We start from the raw sequence: 14,331 nt of genomic DNA on the forward strand, positions 1-14,331 counted from the left end.
TGCTGAGGGGCCCTTGCTCAGCCGCCGGCGGCGGAGCGGACCAGCGGCAGCACGCGGTACGGGATCTGCTCGGCGAGGGCGATGATCGTCGAGGCCCGCCGGATGCCCTCGTACGAGACGATCTGGTCGATCACCCGCTGGAGGTCGGTGTTCGAGCGGGCGACGATCCGGCAGAGCAGGTCGCTGGAGCCGGTGATGGTGTGTGCCTCCAGCACCTCCGGGATCGCCGCGAGGTGCCGGGTGACGGGGTCGTGCCCGTGCCGCTGGCTGATCTCCAGCGTGACGAAGCTGGTCACCCCGAAGCCGATCGCGGCCGGGGAGACGTCCGGCCCGAAGCCGGCGATCACACCCCGCTCGACGAGCTTGTCGAGCCGGGCCTGGACGGTGCCGCGGGCCACCCCGAGCCGCCGCGAGCACTCCAGCACCCCGATCCGCGGCTCCTCGGCGAACAACGTGAGCAGCCGTGCATCAAGGTCATCGAGCTGGACAGGTTGTACAGCGTTCATGGGTGAATACCGTACCGAATGCGCAACCTGACCAGCGAATACGGCAACTGTTGCCCAGCCCGCGCCAGGCGGCGATTCTCCCCACATCAGCAACCACGGCGGCCCGCGGGGCCGGCCGGTACGCAAGGGAGGCCACCATGACCCAGGCGATCGACCGACCCCAGTCGACCGAGGACGTCGACGTCGACCGGCTGGTCGGCGCCGTCGACCACGACATCAGCCGCGACCCTTTCCCCGTCAGGGGCCTCGACCACGTCCGCTTCCTCGTCGGCAACGCCAAGCAGGCCGCGCACTACTACTCCACCGCGTTCGGCATGACCTGCGTGGCGTACCGGGGGCCGGAGCAGGGCTACCGCGACCACGCCGAGTACGTGCTGACCAGCGGATCGGCCCGGTTCGTGCTGACCGGCGCGGTCCGCCCCGACGCCCCGGGCGCCGAGCACGTCACCAAGCACAGCGACGGCGTCTCCGACATCGCCCTGGAGGTGCCCGACGTCGACGCCGCGTACGCGCACGCCACCGCGCAGGGCGCGACCGGCCTGGTCGAGCCGCACGACGTCACCGACGAGCACGGCACCGTCCGGCTGGCGGCCGTCGCCACGTACGGCGACACCCGGCACACCCTGGTCGACCGGTCCCGCTACACCGGCCCGTTCCTGCCCGGCTTCGTCGCCCGCGGCCCGATCGTGGACCGGCAGCCGATGATCGACGCCGGTCTCCAGCCCAAGCGCTTCTTCCAGGCGGTCGACCACGTCGTCGGCAACGTCGAGCTGGGCCGGATGGACGAGTGGGTGGAGTTCTACAAGCGGGTCATGGGCTTCACCAACATGGCGGAGTTCATCGGCGACGACATCGCCACCGACTACTCAGCCCTGATGAGCAAGGTCGTCGCGAACGGCACCCGCCGGGTGAAGTTCCCGCTCAACGAGCCGGCGATCGCCCGCAAGAAGTCGCAGATCGACGAGTACCTGGAGTTCTACCAGGGCCCGGGCGCCCAGCACATCGCCGTGGCGACCAACGACATCCTCGCCAGCGTCGACGCGATGCGGGCCGCCGGCGTCGAGTTCCTGGACACCCCGGACTCGTACTACGACGACCCGGAGCTGCGCGCCCGGATCGGCGAGGTGCGGGTGCCGATCGAGGAGCTGAAGTCCCGCAAGATCCTGGTGGACCGGGACGAGGACGGCTACCTGCTGCAGATCTTCACCAAGCCGGTGCAGGACCGCCCGACGGTCTTCTTCGAGCTGATCGAGCGGCACGGCTCGCTCGGCTTCGGCAAGGGCAACTTCAAGGCCCTGTTCGAGGCCATCGAGCGCGAGCAGGAAGCGCGCGGCAACCTTTGACGTCCTCCCCGCTATGGATGGCGAGGATTCCGGCCTGCTCACACCCGGCTAGGTGTGGGCTTCCGGTGGGTTACCGCTTCACCGCGCTGCGCCGGCACGGATGCCGGTCTTACCCGCGCTCCACGGTCGTTGAGGTCCGCCCGTCCGGCGGCCCTGATGTTCCTGGCGGCGTTGACGTCCCGGTCGTGGACACTGCCACACGAGCAAATCCACGACCGGATGTCCAACGCCAGCTTGTCGCCGACCCGACCACAGGTCGAGCACATGCGGGTGGACGGCAACCAGCGGCCCACCCGGGCGAAGGCGCGTCCGTACCGGGCGGCCTTGTACTCCAGCATGCCGACGAACGCCGACCAGCCGGCGTCGTACACCGACTTGGCGAGCCTGGTGCGGGCAAGACCGGCCACGGGGAGGTCTTCCACGTACACCGCTTGGCTGTCGCGGATGATCGTGGTCGACAGTTTGTGCAGCCAGTCCCGCCGCGTGTCGGCCACATTCGCGTGCGCGCGGGCGACCTTGACGACGGCCTTCTTACGGTTGTTGCTGTCCCGCTGCTTGCGGGACAGGTCCTGCTGCAGGCGGCGCAGCTTCCGCGCCGCCCGTCGCAGGAACTTCGGTGCCGCGATCTTCGTCCCCGTCGGACAGAACGGCGAAGTGCGTCAGCCCCAGGTCGATGCCCACCTCGGCATCGACCTGGGGGAGCGGCTGGTCGTCAGCCTGCACCACGAACGAGGCGAAGTACCGGCCTGCCGCGTCTTTGATCACAGTCACGCTCGACGGCGACGCAGGCAGCGGGCGCGACCACCGCACTTCCAGGTCACCGATCTTCGGTAGCCTGAGCCGACCGTTGTTCAACACCCTGAACCGGGCATTTGCGGTGAATCGGATCGCCTGCCGGTTGTCTTTGCGAGACCGAAACCGCGGCGCGCCCACCTTCCGGCCCTTGCGTTTACCCGACAGGGAGGCGAAGAAGTTGCGAGACGCGGTATTTAGGTCTGCCAGAGCCTGCTGGAGCACCACCGACGACACCTCGGCCAGCCACGCCCGCTCCGGTGTCTTCTTCGCCTCGGTGATGACCAGCTTCGACAACTCGCCGTCGGAGACGTATGGCAGCCCGGCCTTCCAGGCCTGCTGTCGTGCGCGCAGCCCGTCGTTGAACACCACCCGCGCACACCCGAACGCTTGAGCCAACGCCTCGCGCTGACTGACATCCGGGTACATCCGGTAGTTGTAGCGAAGCTGCACGTAAGGGAGCCTAACTGTGTCCAATGACCGAATCTACGAACGTCCGCATTGGCACGCGCTGTTCTCCCGCCCACTTGATTTGGCGAGCGCGTCAACATACCGGCCGGTGGGCAGCCGCCCGTCGCCGCACGGCGTCGTTAAGGTTGCTCCGTGAGTGTGCAGCCAGGCTGGTACGTCGATCCCGCCGACCCGGAGACCAGGCGGTACTGGGACGGTGAGGGCTGGATCGGTGCGCCGATCCCGGTCGACGCCACCCCGCCGGAGGGGCCGCCCCCGGTCGAGCCTCCCCCGCCCCCGGTCAGCCCGGCCGCCCCGGCGGGACACCCCGCCGCCGCGCCCATGTCGGCCGGCCCGTTCCCCGGGCCGCAGCCGGGCCCCGCGCCCGGCCCCGGCGCGCACCAGGGCCCCGGCTACGGGCCACCGCCCGGATACGGGCAACACGGACCACCGCCCGGATACGGGCAACACGGACCACCGCCCGGATACGGGCACCCGCAGGGGCCGCCGCCCGGCTGGCCGTATCCCACCTGGCCCGTGCGCCCGCCGCAGCCGCGCCCGCACGGGCTGCCGCTGGCCGGCTACGGCGCCCGGCTGGTCGCCCGGCTGATCGACCTCGGCATCGTGTTCCTGCTCAACGTGGTGGTCAACGGCTGGTTCGTCTGGCGGTACGTCGAGGAGGTCACGCCGTACCTCCGCGAGGCGTGGCGCCGGGGGCTGGCCAACAACCCGTCCATGGAGGGGCTGCCCCAGCCCGGCGAGCAGGCCGGCGGCCTCCAGATCGCCATCCTGCTCATCGCCACCGCGCTGTGGTTCGCGTACGAGGTGCCGGCGATGGCCGGCAACGGGCAGACCCTCGGCAAGCGGCTCATGGGCATCCGCGCCGTGCCGATGGAGGCCGACCAGCCGCTCGGCTTCGGCCGGGCGCTGCGCCGGTGGAGCACCCTGGGCCTGCCCACCCTGCTCTGGTACTGCTGCGGCCTCGGCCTGCTGCTCCAGCTCGTCGACGCGGTGTCGCCGCTGTTCGACCAGCCGCTGCGCCAGGCGCTGCACGACAAACGCGCGCTGACGGTGGTGGTCCAACTCCCCCGCACTCCCGGTGCCGGCACCGGCACCGCCGCCCCGCACGACCCCGCCAACCCTCCGGGAGACACGCCATGACCGACACCGGACGCCACGAGCCGCCGCTGCGGCTGACCCGCGCCGACCTCGACGCCCTGCCGAACTACGTCCCCGGGCGCAGCCCGGCTGACCTGGCCCGCGAGCTGGGCCTGCCCGAGGCGATCAAGCTGGCCAGCAACGAGGTGCCGTACGGCCCGCTGCCCGGGGTGGTGGAGGCCGTCACCGAGGCCGTGACCGCGTCGCACCGCTACCCGGACATGGGCGTGGTCGCGCTGCGGGGGGCGCTCGCCGAGCGGTACGGCGTCGACGCCGAGCGGATCGCCACGGGCTGCGGATCGGTGGCGCTGGCCGAGCACCTGGTCCGGGCGACCTGCCTGCCGGGCGACGAGCTGCTCTACTCCTGGCGCTCGTTCGAGGCGTACCCGATCATCGCGGCGACCAGCGGCGCGACCAGCGCGCGGGTGCCCAACGACGCCGCGCACGGGCACGACCTCACGGCGATGGCCGCCGCCGTGACCGACCGGACCCGGATGATCCTGGTCTGCAACCCGAACAACCCGACCGGGACGGCCGTCCGCCGCGCGGAGCTGGACCGCTTCCTCGACGCGGTGCCGGACGACGTGCTGGTGGTGATCGACGAGGCGTACCGGGAGTTCGTCACCGACCCGGAGGTGCCGGACGGCCTGACCTACTCCGACCGGCCGAACGTCGCCGTGCTGCGCACCCTGTCCAAGGCGTGGGGGCTGGCGGGGCTGCGGATCGGCTGGCTCGTCGCCGCGCCCGAGGTGGCCGCCGCCGTGCGCAAGGTGGTCACCCCGTTCTCCACCAGCATGGCCGCCCAGGCCGGGGCGCTGGCTGCGCTGGCCCAGGCCGACGAGGTGGAACGCCGCTGCGCGCTGGTCGTCGCCGAGCGGGACCGGGTCACCGAGGCGCTGCGCAAGCTCGTCCCGGACGTGCCGTCCAGCCAGGCGAACTTCGTCTGGCTGCCGCTGGGCGACCGGGCCGTGGAGTTCGGCCGGGCGTGCGAGGCGCGCGCCGTGATCGTCCGCCCGTTCCCCGGCGACGGCGTCCGGGTCACCATCGGCACCCCGGCCGAGAACGACGCCTTCCTCGCCGCCGCCGAGGCCGCCCTCGCGTGACGGCGCGGCCGGCTCAGGTGGCGGCCAGCACCACCGGCTCGGACATCAGGAAGTACCGCTGGTCGTCCGCGTCCGGGTCGACCGGCTCGCGCAGCCGCTCCACCGCCACGTAGCCGTCCGCCGCGTACGCGAGGCCGGGCGCCCAGCCCAGGCCGTCCCGGCCCACGGTGAGCGGGAAGCGGGAGCGTTGCGCGCCGGTCGCCGGATCGAGGGTGACCAGGTCGTTCCGCTCGGTGAGCAGGTGCACCCGGCCGGGCTGGGTGGCGAGGATCCGGACCGGCCCGAGGTCGGCCCGGCGCCACAGTTCCTCGCCGGTCCGGGCGGACCGCGCGGTCAGCACCCCGTCGGTCACCCCCACGACCCGATCCCCGGCCACTTCCGACCCGGCCACGTCGAGGCCCGACGCCGCGACGGGCGGGCCCGCGGCGACCAGCCAGCCGCGGGCCGGGGCGTCGGCCGGGCCGGCGGTGCGCAGACCCCGGCACCGGGAGCGGTGGCTCACACAGCCGACGGGGGTGGCGAACAGCTCGGCGGAGCCGCCCGGCGGCTGCCAGAGTGTCGTCGTCGTGCCGGTCGACACGTCGCGGAACTCGACCGCGGGCGGGCCGGCGCAGCGGTCGACCGCGAGGAACTGCCCGGCCACCGTGGTGCCGACGTCGGTGCGGCACCGGTCGTCCACTCCGGCCGACCAGAGCTGCCGGCCGTCGGCCAGCGCGAAGCCACGGACCCCGCGTCGCCCGGAGACGACCAGCACGGCCCGGCCGTCGGCGGCCCGGGCGAGGAAGAGCCCCGCCGGGTCCCAGACGGTGCCGGCCCCGGTGCGGCGGGCGGTCGGGGAGTCGGCGGGCGCCGGGCCGTCGGCCCGCCAGGCGACCCGTCCGGTACGCGCGTCCAGCGCCACGAGCTTCCCGTCCGACCAGTGGCTGAGCACGGTGGTCCCGTCGGCCACCACCCCGCTCAGCCGCGCGGGCCAGCGCCGGTACGACCAGTACGGGCTGACCCGGTACCGACCGTCGGCGGGCTGGTCGGCGTACACCTGGCGGGCGGCCGTGTAGACGCGGAGCCGGCCGTCCACGATCAGCGGGGCCACCGGGAGCCGCCCCACCACCCCGACGGTCGGCGTGGCCGCAGGCGGGTAGCCGGCCCGGGCGACCGTCTCGACCTCGGCGGGGGCGAGCACCCGGTGGACGACGACCGCGACCGCCCCGACGCCGAGCAGCGCCGCGACCACGGCCGCCACCCCGCGCCGCCCCTTCGGGAACCCCATGCCGCACCTCCGCCCGGCACCCTACCGAGGGGAACCCCGGCAGCCCCTGTCAGGTCGCGCGGCCGCCCGGCTCAGGCCGCCGCCGCGGCGGCCGGGGATCGGGCGGCGCGGGCGAGGTCGCACAGGTCCCGGCGGAACGCGCCCTCCACGGCCCGCGCTGCCAGTCCGCCCAGGAGCAGGGCGAGCACCCGGCCGTACGGGGCGGTGGGCAGCGCCTCCTGCCGCACGCTGACGGCGGTGCGGGCGCGACCGCACCGCCGCACCGCACGCAGGGTCCAGGTGGTCCGGTAGTCCACGCCGATGCCGGGCGAGCTGAGCACGAGCCGCCGGAACGGGACGGCCTCCACCACGACGAACTCCTCCGTGTGGGCGGCCCCGTCCGGTTGGGTGCGGGTCTCCCGCCAGGCGGTGCCGGGGGCGAGGCGGCCCGGGGTGAGCAGCTCGACCGCGCGGACCGTGGAGAGCCAGTCGGCGCGGTCCGGCAACTCGACCAGGAGCCGCCAGAGCTGGTCGGCGGGCGCCTCGATGATCTGGGTGACCGAAACCGTCGACATGAGCACCTCCCGTGTCCCCCACCGTACGGGGAGTGAGGGTGCGACGGGAGCCCATTTTTCGTCGCCGGCGGGCGTCGCTCAGGTGCGGAATCCCCCGTCCCGGACCGCCCCGACAAAGGCCGCCCAACCCGACGGGCTCACGGTCAGCGCCGGGCCGGACGGGTCCTTGGAATCGCGTACCGCGACCACGCCGACGGTCCGGACCAGGTTGTCCGCCACCTCGACGCACAGCCCCTGGTCGTTGGAGCGGCTGCTGGTACGCCAGGCGGCGCCCGCGAGATCGGTCATGCTCGTCTGCCTCCTCGTCCGCTGGGGCGTTTCCCCACGACGACCGGCGCCGCCGGCGGGTGCCCGCCGCGAACCGGCCCGGGACGATCAACGCGGATACGCCGAACCCCGGTCGCACAGCGGGTGCGACCGGGGTTCGGGGTGGGGGGAGGCTCCCGGCCTGGTCAGCGGGCCGGGCGGATGGTGCCCATGACCTCGCCGAGGGCGACGGTGGTGCCGTCCGGGCCGGGCGCGGTGGCGGTGATGGTGACCGTGTCGCCGTCCTCCAGGAACGTGCGGGTCTCGCCGCCGACCTTGACCGGCTCGGCACCGCCCCAGGTCAGCTCCAGGAACGAGCCGACCTGGCCGCGCTCGGGGCCGGAGACGGTGCCCGAGGCGTACAGGTCGCCGGTGCGCAGCGACGCGCCGTTGACGGTGAGGTGGGCCAACTGCTGGGCGGGCGTCCAGTACATGGTGGCGAAGGGAGGCTCGCTGACCCGCTCGCCGTTCCACTCCACGGCCAGCCGCAGGTCCAGCCCGAGGTGCGGCACGTCGTGCAGGTACCGCGCCACCGGCGGGTCCTGGTCGGGCGCGGGGACGAACGCGTCGGCGAGGGCGTCCAGCGGCGTCACCCACGCCGACACCGAGGTGGCGAAGGACTTGCCGAGGAACGGGCCGAGTGGCTGGTACTCCCAGGCCTGGATGTCCCGGGCGGACCAGTCGTTGACCAGCACCACCCCGAAGACGTGGTCCGCGAAGTCGGCCACCGGGACCCGGTCGCCGAGCGCGCTCGGCACGCCGACGACGAAGCCGACCTCGGCCTCGATGTCGAGGCGTACGGACGGTCCGCAGACCGGCCCCTGCGGGGTGGCCCACTGCCCGGTGGGCCGGACGATCGGCGTGCCGGAGACCACCACCGTGCCGGCGCGGCCGTGGTAGCCGATCGGCAGGTGCTTCCAGTTCGGCAGCAGGGGCGGCTGGCCGGGGCGGAAGATCTGCCCGACGTTGGCCGCGTGGTGCTCCGAGGAGTAGAAGTCGACGTAGTCGGCCACCTCGAACGGCAGCAGCAGCTCGACCTCGGCCAGCGGCACCAGCAGCGGCTCCACCGCGGGCCGGTGGGCCTCGTCGGTGAGCAGCTCGGTGATCCGCTGCCGGACGGTGGTCCACTGGGGACGGCCCAGCGCCATGAACGCGTTGAGGGTGGGCCGGCGCAGCGCGCCTCCCGCCAGCACCAGCTCGGCCGCCTCGGCGCCGGCCAGGTCGAGCACGAGGTCGCCGATCCGCACCCCGATCCGGGGCTCGCGGCCGTCGGAGCGAAACACCCCGTACGGCAGGTTGCGCACCCCGTACGCCGAACCGTCGACGCCCGTCACCCAGGTCATTCCTCGCCCCCGTTCACCAGCCCCAGCCGGATGAGATCGGTCAGTGGTTCCACGATGCTGCACGAGCCGAACCCGACCCACAGCGGGCGGGTCGCGTCCCGGGCGGCCCGGGCCCGCTCGGCCAGCCGCGCCGGGTCGGTCGCGGCGAGCAGGGCGGCCAGCTCGTCCACCTCGGCGCCCTCCGGCGCGGCGAGCGTGGCGGCGAGCACGTTGCCGAAGCCGTGGTGGACGAGCCCGGTCTCCGGGTCGAGGTGCCGGACGGCGTGGTGCAGCCCGGCGGTCAGCTTGAACGGCAGCTCCCGGTCCCGGCAGGCGGCGATCACGGCGGCCAGCTCGACCGGGGTCGGGAACAGCTCGGCGGCCAGCCCGCCGGTGCGGAACTTGGCCGCGATCGGCACCCCGTCGGCGCGGGCGGCGGCGAGCGCGTCCAGCGCCCCCATCAGCCCGAACGCGAGCGGCACCTCGGCGTACGCCCGCAGACCGGTGGCGCGGGCGAGGGCGGCCAGCTCGGCCAGGCCGGGCTGCGGGTCCTCGCCGCGCTTGGCCACGGCCGCCTCGACCTGCCGGACGTCGATCCGGGGGTCGATCCCGGCGCGCAACCCGTCGAGCCGGTCCAGCGGGACGTCCGCGATCACCCCGACGGCGAACCGCTCGTCGACCCCGAGCAGGCCGGCCAGCGCGGGCAGCGCCGAGGCGGGGACGAGCAGCGGGCCGACCAGGTCGGCGTACCAGGAGTCGCGGTGCCGCCGGTGCGCGGCGAGCGCGTCGGGCAGCGTCGCGCTGCCGGGCGGGAAGACGGCGGCGTCGTCGACGAGGCCGGCGAGGAGGCGGGGCACCTGCGTTGACACGAAACAAGAACTTACGGGACGCTACAAGGAACGGACAACAGCGTCCGATTATCGGACGCCAGCGGCCGGTGAACGGGACGAATCGGGAGGTGACATGCCGTACTACCGCAGCGTCGGCGAGGTGCCCCGGAAGCGGCACACCCAGTTCCGCCAGCCCGACGGCAGCCTGTACGCCGAGGAGCTGATGGGCCAGGAGGGCTTCTCGTCCGACTCGTCCCTGCTCTACCACCGCCACGCCCCGACGGCGATCGTCGCCGCCGAGGAGTACCACCCGCCCGCCTTCACCCGCGTGCCGAACCTGCCGCTCAAGCCCCGCCACCTGCGCACCCACAAGCTGGACTCCACCGCCGCCGACCCGATCCTCGGCCGGCGCTACCTGCTGGCCAACGACGACGTCCGGATCGCGTACGTGCTGGCCGACCGGCCGTCCCCGCTGTTCCGCGACGCCACCGGCGACCACTGCCTCTACCTGGAGTCGGGCACGATGCGCGTGGAGTCGCCGTTCGGCGCCCTCGACGCGGTGGCCGGCGACTACGTCATCATCCCCACCTCGACCATCCACCGGCTCGTGCCGACCGGCGGCGAACCGGTCCGGCTGCTGGCCGTCGAGGCCGCCGGGCACGTCGGCCCGCCCAAGCGCTACCTCTCCGTCCGGGGGCAGTTCCTGGAACACTCGCCGTACTGCGAGCGGGACGTCCGGGGGCCGGACGCGCCGCTGCTGGTCGACGGCGAGGACGTGGAGGTCCTGGTCCGCCACCGGTCCCGGGCGGGACGCCCGGATGGCAGCGGCACAGCTTGGACGCGTCACATCTACGCCAACCACCCGTTCGACGTGGTCGGCTGGGACGGGCACCTGTACCCGTGGGCGTTCTCCATCCACGACTTCGAGCCGATCACCGGCCGGATCCACCAGCCGCCGCCGGTGCACCAGACGTTCCAGGGCCCCAACTTCGTCGTCTGCTCGTTCGTGCCGCGCAAGGTGGACTACCACCCGGACGCCATCCCGGTGCCGTACAACCACCACAACGTCGACTCCGACGAGATGCTGTTCTACACCGGCGGCAACTACGAGGCCCGGCGCGGCTCCGGCATCGAGCAGGGCTCCATCTCGCTGCACCCGTCCGGGTTCACCCACGGGCCGCAGCCGGGCGCGGCCGAGCGGGCGATCGGCGCCGAGTTCTTCGACGAGTTGGCGGTCATGGTCGACACGTTCCGCCCCCTCGACCTGTGCGACGCCGCGAACGAGTGCGAGGACCCGGGGTACGCCTGGACCTGGGCGCGCCGGGCCTAGCGTCGCGTCCCGGAGCGCGCCGCCCCGTGATCGTCTGCTGCTGGGGAGTACTTCCACCGGCGTGTCGTCCACCCCAGCAGCAGACGATCACCGCACGAGTGCCCTAGTCACCCGCCCCCGCTCGCCGGTCACCCGGGGGCGGGTGTCTCCTCGCCTGGGCGCCCCGCGTCCCGGCCGTCCAGGCGAGGAAGCGGTCGAAGAGGTCGGCGGGCGACGGCGCCGGGTTCGGGTTGAGCCGCACCAGGTCGCCGGTCGCCTCGAACAGCAGTCCCGCCATGTACACCGACAGCCCCACCCGGTCCCGCCGGTACTCCATCACCAGCAGCAGGCGGGCCGGCTGACAGGGCCACGGCCCCCGCACAGACCTGGCACAGCCACAGCGGCCGCATGGGCAGATGCGGCCGAACGGCCCGCCGCTGCCGCTCCTGACCAGCAAAGGCACCAAATGACGACACCACTCCATGCTGACGCAAGCCGTTGCCACTGTCAACGCGCTCCGTCGTTGTCGCAGCGGCACGACAGCCGCACTGCCATCGTCAACCCATGGAGCTGGTGGGCGTGTCCGAGATCCGGGAGATGCTCGGGAACGTGTCCCGGCAGCGGGCCAGCGTGATTGCCAATCAGCGGAACTTTCCCGAGCCGATCGCCGTTCTGGCGATGGGCAAGGTGTGGCTGAAGTCCGACGTGGAGGCGTGGATCAGGCAGCACCGCCCCGAGCTGGCAACGGACTAGAGCGGAGCAGGCAGACCTCGGCCCTGGGAGGGCAGTTTCGTACCAAGGTTTCTGCCGCTCGCGTCGGGCGGACCGGGACCACGTCAGGCTTTCGCCGGAGCCCGCCCGCGGAGGGATCAAGCCTGACCGCCCGGAGCGGGCGGGCTCCGGCGAAACCCACCGCACCCACAACCTCAACGCACGGTACGGAAGAACACCGCCGACTCCGCCGCAGCAGTAACCACGATCGCCAGGACCAACGGCCACGGCGTCCCCACAACCGCGTAGAGCAGCAGCAGGACGGGTGCCGCCGCCACCCCGTACACGGCGAGCGCCAGCAACCGGTCCGAGCGCAGCAGGTCCGGCAGGACGGTGCGGGTCAGCCCCGGCACCCGGGCCGCCAGCAGCCAGCCCACCACCGCCCCGCTGAGCGCCACCAGCACCGCGAGGAACCGGGACGGGCCGGACGCGCCCGCCGCCGCGACCGCCACCAGGACGGTGCCGACCAGCGACCACCCCGCCCCGTACAGCACGAGCCGGCGCAGGTCGTCGGGGGCGCCCCGGCGCGGATCGGCGACCGGCACGGGAGCCGCCGGGGCCGTCTCCGCCAGCGCCGCCAGCGCCTCGGCGTACCGGCGCCGTTCCAGCCGGACCACCCCCGGCTCGTCGGCCGCCCCGGCCAGCTCCGGGTCCAGCCGCAGCGCCTCCCGGTACGCCCGCTCGGCCAGGTCGTACAGGTGCAGCCGGGCGGCGACGAGGCCGAGGACGAGGTGCGCCTGCGGCTCCTCCGGGGCCAGCTCCACACCCCGCCAGGCGGCGTTGAGGGCGGGCTGCCCGTTGCGCGTTCCGGAGAGGATCGCCGCCGCGCTGCGCTGGGCGTACGCGTCGTCGGGGCCGGCGACGAGCAACTGCTCGGCGGTGCGCGCCGACTCGGCGTACTCGCCGAGGTCGGCCAGCGCGAGCCCGCGGACGACCAGCGGGCCGACGGTGCCGGGGGCGACGGTCAGGGCCGCGTCGGCGGCGTCCCGCGCCTCGGCGGGCCGCCGGGCGGCGAGGTGCACCCGGGCCAGGGTGGTCAGCGCGGCCGGATTCGCCGGTTCCAGGGCGAGCGCGAAGCCCACCTCGCCGGCCGCCTCGTCGTACCGGCCCAGGTCGGCGAGGAGCTGGGCCCGTTGGAGGTAGCCCTCGGCGGTGGCGTCGCTCGACATGCGGCGGCCCTAGGCGGCGGAAGCCGGGTAGACCAGCGCGACCGCGATCCCGGCGAGCCCCTCCCCGCGCCCGGTGAAGCCCAGGCCGTCGGTGGTGGCCGCGGAGACGCTGACCGGGGCGCCGACCGCCTCCGACAGCACCGCCTCGGCCTCGGCCCGGCGCGGCCCGATCTTCGGCCGGTTGCCGACCACCTGCACCGACACGTTGCCGATCTGGAAGCCGGCCGTGCGGACCCGGCGGGCGGTCTCGGTGAGCAGCGCCACGCCGGGGGCGCCCGCCCACTCCGGCTCCGCCACCCCGAAGTTCGACCCGAGGTCGCCGAGGCCGGCGGCGGAGAGCAGCGCGTTGCAGGCCGCGTGGGCGGCCACGTCGGCGTCCGAGTGGCCGGCCAGGCCGTCCTGGTCGGGCCAGTGCAGACCGGCCACCCAGCAGGGCCGGCCGGGCGCGAAGGCGTGCACGTCCGTGCCGACGGCCACCCGAGGAACGATCATGATCCGAGGGTACGCCGGGATCAGTCGCACCAGCCGAGCCGGGCGGCCAGCACACCCGCCTGGAACCGGGTACGCGCTCCCAACTCCGTCGCCACCCGGGCCATCCGGGCCCGCACCGTCCGCACCGACACGCCCAGCCGACGGGCCACGGCGTCGTCGGTGAGCCCCTGCGCGAGCAGCGTCACCACCTGCCGGTACGGGTCGGCGGCCGGCCCGCCCACGGGCACCGCCCCGCGCCACAGCTCGATGAAGAGGCTGGCCAGCGCGGCCACCAGCACCGGCGACCGGACCAGGTGGAACTGGTACGCCGAGCCGGCCAGGTCGTCGCCCCAGCGCAGCGGCAGGGCGGCGTGCTCGCCCAGCACGTAGTAGCCGCTGGGCAGCTCGGACCGGACGCGTACCGCCATTCCCGCGTCGGCGAAGCGGGCCAGGCTGGCGGCGGCCGGCGCCGAGTCGAGGACGGCGGCCTCGACCAGCAGCGACATCACCACCAGCCCGTCGCGGGAGGCCTGCAGCAGGTCGTCTATCCACGGCAGCACCGCTGTGTCGAACGCCCGCGGGTCCCGCTGGCAGCAGTACGACCGCATCGGCGGATCGGCCCGCACGACCGAGATCGGCACGTCCCATGCCTGGTCGACGCCGGAGACCAGGCGCACCGCCCACGCGTCCGCGCCCGCCCGCAGCCCGGCCGCGTGCTCGCGGCTGAGCGGCTCGAGCTCGCCGACCAGCCGCTCGATCGCGGCGAGCCGCTCCCCCAAGCGCCGAGGCCGGAGCGCAGCAGGTGGGCCAGGCCGGCGGGCGGCATCGGCTCGACCGTGGCGTCCGTCCCGGTTATCAGGCCGAGCGCGCGGAGGCGGGCCAGATCGGCGTCCACCCGGTCCGGGGTGGCCCGCAGCGCGCAGGCGAGCTCGTCCCGGCCGGCACCCGGCATGCGCAGCGCCAGGGCGTAGAGCGCGCGC

General features: G+C 74.0%; 14 protein-coding genes and 2 pseudogenes. 5 read left to right on the plus strand and 11 right to left on the minus strand.

What is annotated here, in order from left to right; genetic code table 11:
- Positions 1–17 precede the first annotated feature (17 nt).
- Positions 18–506 carry an Lrp/AsnC family transcriptional regulator gene (locus tag ACGFIZ_RS05715; RefSeq protein ID WP_393416192.1) on the minus strand — a complete coding sequence of 163 codons (489 nt, stop codon included), beginning with the start codon at positions 504–506 and terminating at the stop codon, positions 18–20.
- 137 nt (positions 507–643) lie between these two features.
- Here ACGFIZ_RS05715 and hppD point away from each other — a divergent pair, with 137 nt between their 5' ends.
- On the plus strand, positions 644–1,849 hold the full coding sequence (gene hppD, locus ACGFIZ_RS05720; protein ID WP_347666754.1) for a 4-hydroxyphenylpyruvate dioxygenase: 1,206 nt from the start codon (positions 644–646) through the stop codon (positions 1,847–1,849).
- A gap of 38 nt (positions 1,850–1,887) precedes the next feature.
- Here hppD and ACGFIZ_RS05725 read toward each other — a convergent pair.
- Positions 1,888–3,070, minus strand: a pseudogene (locus ACGFIZ_RS05725) (RNA-guided endonuclease InsQ/TnpB family protein).
- Positions 3,071–3,244: 174 nt separating this feature from the next.
- Between ACGFIZ_RS05725 and ACGFIZ_RS05730 the strand changes: the two are divergent.
- Entirely contained in the window at positions 3,245–4,252 is a 1,008-nt protein-coding gene (locus ACGFIZ_RS05730) for an RDD family protein (RefSeq protein ID WP_393416194.1), read from the plus strand.
- The gene (gene hisC / locus ACGFIZ_RS05735) at positions 4,249–5,352 is read left to right on the plus strand and encodes a histidinol-phosphate transaminase (protein ID WP_393416196.1); all 1,104 of its coding nucleotides are present in this window, start codon (positions 4,249–4,251) and stop codon (positions 5,350–5,352) included. The genes ACGFIZ_RS05730 and hisC overlap by 4 nt, the downstream gene beginning before the upstream one ends.
- Before the next feature lie 13 nt (positions 5,353–5,365).
- Here hisC and ACGFIZ_RS05740 read toward each other — a convergent pair whose 3' ends face one another.
- The 5 genes from ACGFIZ_RS05740 to ACGFIZ_RS05760 form a co-directional block, all read right to left on the minus strand.
- A complete protein-coding gene (locus ACGFIZ_RS05740) occupies positions 5,366–6,619 on the minus strand; it encodes a PQQ-binding-like beta-propeller repeat protein (RefSeq protein ID WP_393416198.1) in 1,254 nt (417 codons plus the stop codon).
- A 71-nt stretch (positions 6,620–6,690) separates the two neighbouring features.
- A complete protein-coding gene (locus tag ACGFIZ_RS05745) occupies positions 6,691–7,173 on the minus strand; it encodes an SRPBCC family protein (RefSeq protein ID WP_393416200.1) in 483 nt (160 codons plus the stop codon).
- A 78-nt stretch (positions 7,174–7,251) separates the two neighbouring features.
- The gene (locus tag ACGFIZ_RS05750; RefSeq protein WP_393416202.1) at positions 7,252–7,461 is read right to left on the minus strand and encodes a DUF397 domain-containing protein; all 210 of its coding nucleotides are present in this window, start codon (positions 7,459–7,461) and stop codon (positions 7,252–7,254) included.
- Between the two features lie 164 nt (positions 7,462–7,625).
- Entirely contained in the window at positions 7,626–8,822 is a 1,197-nt protein-coding gene (fahA, locus tag ACGFIZ_RS05755) for a fumarylacetoacetase (protein ID WP_393416204.1), read from the minus strand.
- Entirely contained in the window at positions 8,819–9,670 is an 852-nt protein-coding gene (locus ACGFIZ_RS05760; protein ID WP_393416206.1) for a hypothetical protein, read from the minus strand. The genes fahA and ACGFIZ_RS05760 overlap by 4 nt, the downstream gene beginning before the upstream one ends.
- Positions 9,671–9,764: 94 nt before the next feature.
- Between ACGFIZ_RS05760 and ACGFIZ_RS05765 the strand changes: the two genes are divergently transcribed.
- Entirely contained in the window at positions 9,765–10,961 is a 1,197-nt protein-coding gene (locus ACGFIZ_RS05765; RefSeq protein ID WP_393416208.1) for a homogentisate 1,2-dioxygenase, read from the plus strand.
- 103 nt (positions 10,962–11,064) lie between these two features.
- On the opposite strand, the pseudogene ACGFIZ_RS05770 reads toward ACGFIZ_RS05765, so the two are convergent.
- Positions 11,065–11,350, minus strand: a pseudogene (locus tag ACGFIZ_RS05770) (hypothetical protein).
- Positions 11,351–11,504: 154 nt separating this feature from the next.
- Here ACGFIZ_RS05770 and ACGFIZ_RS05775 point away from each other — a divergent pair.
- Positions 11,505–11,693 carry a helix-turn-helix transcriptional regulator gene (locus ACGFIZ_RS05775; RefSeq protein WP_393416210.1) on the plus strand — a complete coding sequence of 63 codons (189 nt, stop codon included), beginning with the start codon at positions 11,505–11,507 and terminating at the stop codon, positions 11,691–11,693.
- A gap of 173 nt (positions 11,694–11,866) precedes the next feature.
- Here ACGFIZ_RS05775 and ACGFIZ_RS05780 read toward each other — a convergent pair whose 3' ends face one another.
- Genes ACGFIZ_RS05780 through ACGFIZ_RS05790 form a run of 3 tightly spaced genes read right to left on the minus strand, consistent with a single transcriptional unit; the run spans position 11,867 to position 14,130 of the window.
- The gene (locus ACGFIZ_RS05780) at positions 11,867–12,880 is read right to left on the minus strand and encodes a tetratricopeptide repeat protein (RefSeq protein ID WP_393416212.1); all 1,014 of its coding nucleotides are present in this window, start codon (positions 12,878–12,880) and stop codon (positions 11,867–11,869) included.
- Between the two features lie 9 nt (positions 12,881–12,889).
- Positions 12,890–13,375 (minus strand): 2-C-methyl-D-erythritol 2,4-cyclodiphosphate synthase, encoded by a 486-nt coding sequence (ispF, locus tag ACGFIZ_RS05785; protein WP_393416452.1) that lies wholly within the window; start codon positions 13,373–13,375, stop codon positions 12,890–12,892.
- Positions 13,376–13,392: 17 nt separating this feature from the next.
- Positions 13,393–14,130, minus strand: a complete 738-nt coding sequence (locus ACGFIZ_RS05790; protein WP_393416214.1) for a response regulator transcription factor — start codon at positions 14,128–14,130, stop codon at positions 13,393–13,395.
- Positions 14,131–14,331: the final 201 nt, after the last annotated feature.

This window comes from Micromonospora sp. NPDC048830 (genome assembly GCF_043198215.1).
Taxonomy (GTDB): domain Bacteria; phylum Actinomycetota; class Actinomycetes; order Mycobacteriales; family Micromonosporaceae; genus Micromonospora.

Bases quoted from the DNA above. Each gene is read 5' to 3' on its own strand.
- ACGFIZ_RS05715 (WP_393416192.1), bottom strand. From the start codon at position 506: ATGAACGCTGTACAACCTGTCCAGCTCGATGACCTTGATGCACGGCTG.
- hppD (WP_347666754.1), top strand. From the start codon at position 644: ATGACCCAGGCGATCGACCGACCCCAGTCGACCGAGGACGTCGACGTC.
- hisC (WP_393416196.1), top strand. From the start codon at position 4,249: ATGACCGACACCGGACGCCACGAGCCGCCGCTGCGGCTGACCCGCGCC.
- ACGFIZ_RS05740 (WP_393416198.1), bottom strand. From the start codon at position 6,619: ATGGGGTTCCCGAAGGGGCGGCGCGGGGTGGCGGCCGTGGTCGCGGCG.
- ACGFIZ_RS05745 (WP_393416200.1), bottom strand. From the start codon at position 7,173: ATGTCGACGGTTTCGGTCACCCAGATCATCGAGGCGCCCGCCGACCAG.
- ACGFIZ_RS05750 (WP_393416202.1), bottom strand. From the start codon at position 7,461: ATGACCGATCTCGCGGGCGCCGCCTGGCGTACCAGCAGCCGCTCCAAC.
- fahA (WP_393416204.1), bottom strand. From the start codon at position 8,822: ATGACCTGGGTGACGGGCGTCGACGGTTCGGCGTACGGGGTGCGCAAC.
- ACGFIZ_RS05765 (WP_393416208.1), top strand. From the start codon at position 9,765: ATGCCGTACTACCGCAGCGTCGGCGAGGTGCCCCGGAAGCGGCACACC.
- ACGFIZ_RS05775 (WP_393416210.1), top strand. From the start codon at position 11,505: ATGGAGCTGGTGGGCGTGTCCGAGATCCGGGAGATGCTCGGGAACGTG.
- ACGFIZ_RS05780 (WP_393416212.1), bottom strand. From the start codon at position 12,880: ATGTCGAGCGACGCCACCGCCGAGGGCTACCTCCAACGGGCCCAGCTC.